Genomic DNA, 2,802 nt, shown 5'->3' on the forward strand with positions numbered 1-2,802 from the left:
TACCGCAACGCCTCCCGTCACGTAACAGACTGCCGCTCGCCAACACAACTAAAACATTTCATTTCGGCTTCGGCGAGCCTGGGAGCGCTGCTGCCGGGAGAATTTGGCTGAGACCGCCCAAGCCAGGCGACTTCCATCAACCACCCGATGCGTTCCGCCCCCCCCAGAGATCCAAAAGCCTGGATTAGGAAGGCCATGGCGCGCTGCCCAAGCGAATATCTGCCATTAACACCGGGCCTTATTGTGCGCCACAACCTCTTGGTGCCGAACTTATCGACAAAAACAATCACCCTAAACACGCCCCGATCGCTTATATTTTTGATGGCAATTCAAAAGGAATATTATGTCGGCAATTTGCCGTCGTCGCACAGCGAATGCGTTGATACATATTTTTTCTGACCACCTCTTCCATTTTTCATTGCGTGGCAGAACCACGTAAAGCCCAGGGTTTTTCCTCGCCACAAGTCCACATCCTTTGGTATTTTCCTTGTTGGCGGCGTTGCGCTATGGAGGGGCGGGTGGGTCAGGAAGAGGAAGAAATTGAGACGGTCGACACGATCGTGCCGGAACCGAGCCGTGAGGAGCTGAACAACGGCGTGCTGATCGGTGTGCTTGGAGCGCAGGGCTCGGGCAAGACCATCCTGCTGAGCGCCTTCTTCAACACCATCCAAAGGATTAATGTGGATTGGGGGCAGGTGCTCATCGATCCGCATTTCCCCGGCAACTCCACTTTCACCAATATCCACCGAGCCTTGGCCGCAGAGGGGCGCCCGCCCGCCGGCAGCGACAGATGCCATTACATCCGCGTGAAGACCGGAATTGCCGACACTTCCCCACCGCTGTACCTGATGGATTTCAAGGGCGGTGACCTTGATCGGCTGATGGAGCTGGATTCTGCCAGCCTTAAGGAAAACCCCGATGTGGGCAAGCTCAACGATATGGTGGCGGAATGCAGCGCCCTGCTATTGACGGTGAATGCACAACACCTTCCGGGTTCAAACAACAATCCGAAACGGGAAATGTGTTTTCCGTATGTTTACGAAAACATTTTACTTCTCGCCAAGGCCCGGCGGATACCGACCATTATCGCATTCACACAGTTTCATGGGGCCGCCGCAAACACCAATATCGATGACATCGATTTTGTGAAGAAATTCATGGCGGATTTCGCCGACATCCCTCATTCCGTCGAAAAGGTACTTTGCTACAAGACGAACGGAAAAGGGGTTGTCCAAGCTCAAGGCCATGGCGGCGGCATTTGGTCCGACGACACCAGCCGGGTGTTCGGCAAACTGTTCAACTTGGCCGCCCCCAACATAATGGAGAGAATGGCTTGGATCGCGGCTCAAAAGGAAGAAGCCGAAAAACTACGCATTGCCGCGGAAAAGGCGCGGGCTCGCCGTAAGGCCAATACAAGGCAGGCCATTCTTGCGGCCGCCGTCATCACCCCGCTGTTGTCTTTCGGCGCGTACCTCCTAAAAGACTCATGGGAAACCGGCCAGCGCTTCAACGCCGTGATGGCGGAGCTGGATGGGCTCGAAGTGAAGGTTTCCTCCTCGAACGGAGGTATTCCCTCCGATGCCCTGCAGTTGATCCGCCGGGCAAAGGACCTTGCCCCCGGCCCCGAGCGACGGATGGCGAACAGGTTGGCGGATTTGGGCGGCCTGGTTCAAGTCACCATCAGCGACGATATTTCCGGACGAAGCGGGCCCGCGCGGACCGTCCCCACACTCCAACTCTTGCGGACCATCTGCAATGACCTTCCTTGCTCGGTCGATGGCGCCGCTTTCGACCGCCGGGTGGGTTTGCTGAACGACATTCAGGACCTCCCAAAACTGGCGCCCCTGCCGCGTCTGGTGCGCATTGACGCCCTTCGGTCGGTGGGTTCCCTGTCGGCCGACTTACGGGCTCACATGGAGGATTTGCGCAACGAGGCACGGGGCCGACTGCGCGCCGACTGGAAACAAACCATTTTCGAAAAGCCGTTGCTTGACGAGCAAATGGATGAAATTGGCACAATATCGAAGACCGTAGCCCATGAACTGGAGGGCGACTCCCTGAAATGGGCGCGGAACGTCTTGGCTGCGTATATGGTGCAATCCCTCATCGTGACCGGCGAGAACCCGCACATCCGGGAAATGCTAAGAAGCGTTGGCATAAACGACAGTGCGGATGCCGAGCTGGCCCAAGTTCTGATCTTCGTTCGCGATCGCGCCCAGCGGGATGGTGGGAGGGAGCTTTACACAAAGACCGCCAACGCGGCCAACCAGCTTGCCGAAGCCGTCCGCCTGCGCTCACCGCAAGTGGCCAGCGTGGTCTCGGGCCTGGTGGATTTCGGCGATCAAAAAAGCATCCAGTCCTTCAGCCACGTGGCGACGGACAGCTTCAAGAGGCTTTCAGCGTTTTCGACCAAAGGGATAAGGCCCGAGCAATACAGCTCGTCCGTCGAAATGTTCGCCAGCCTACCCGCGAATTACCAGGGGCAACGGATGCTTAATGACGTGATGGTCATGAGACCCCTGCATGTGATCGAAATGGAGACCGTCGCAGCGGCGGCGGCAAGCGGCTGGGCACGGCGGCGTACCGTCGAAACATACCGCTGGGTATACGATCAAGTATATGCAGGACTCCAACCGTCAACGACGCCCTTGGATACCTTGCTAACAGAAATAGACGCCATAGAGCCGGCAAATAGAGATTACCTCAGACAAACTGCAAAACTTTTCACCGCATTCCGAGAGCAAATCGGCAAAATCCATGGCGCAATCACCAGAAACTACACCCGCCAACAGCGACTAACCC

At 56.7% G+C, this 2,802-nt stretch carries 1 protein-coding gene; it reads left to right on the plus strand.

Translation table 11 applies throughout. The features are described 5' to 3' along the window. Window positions 1-518: 518 nt before the first annotated feature. On the plus strand, window positions 519-2,802 hold a 2,284-nt coding region (locus MTBUT4_RS14370; protein WP_173980384.1), incomplete at its 3' end, for a hypothetical protein.

The organism is Magnetospirillum sp. UT-4 (assembly GCF_902729435.1).
In the GTDB taxonomy this organism is placed as follows: Bacteria; Pseudomonadota; Alphaproteobacteria; order Rhodospirillales; family Magnetospirillaceae; genus Magnetospirillum.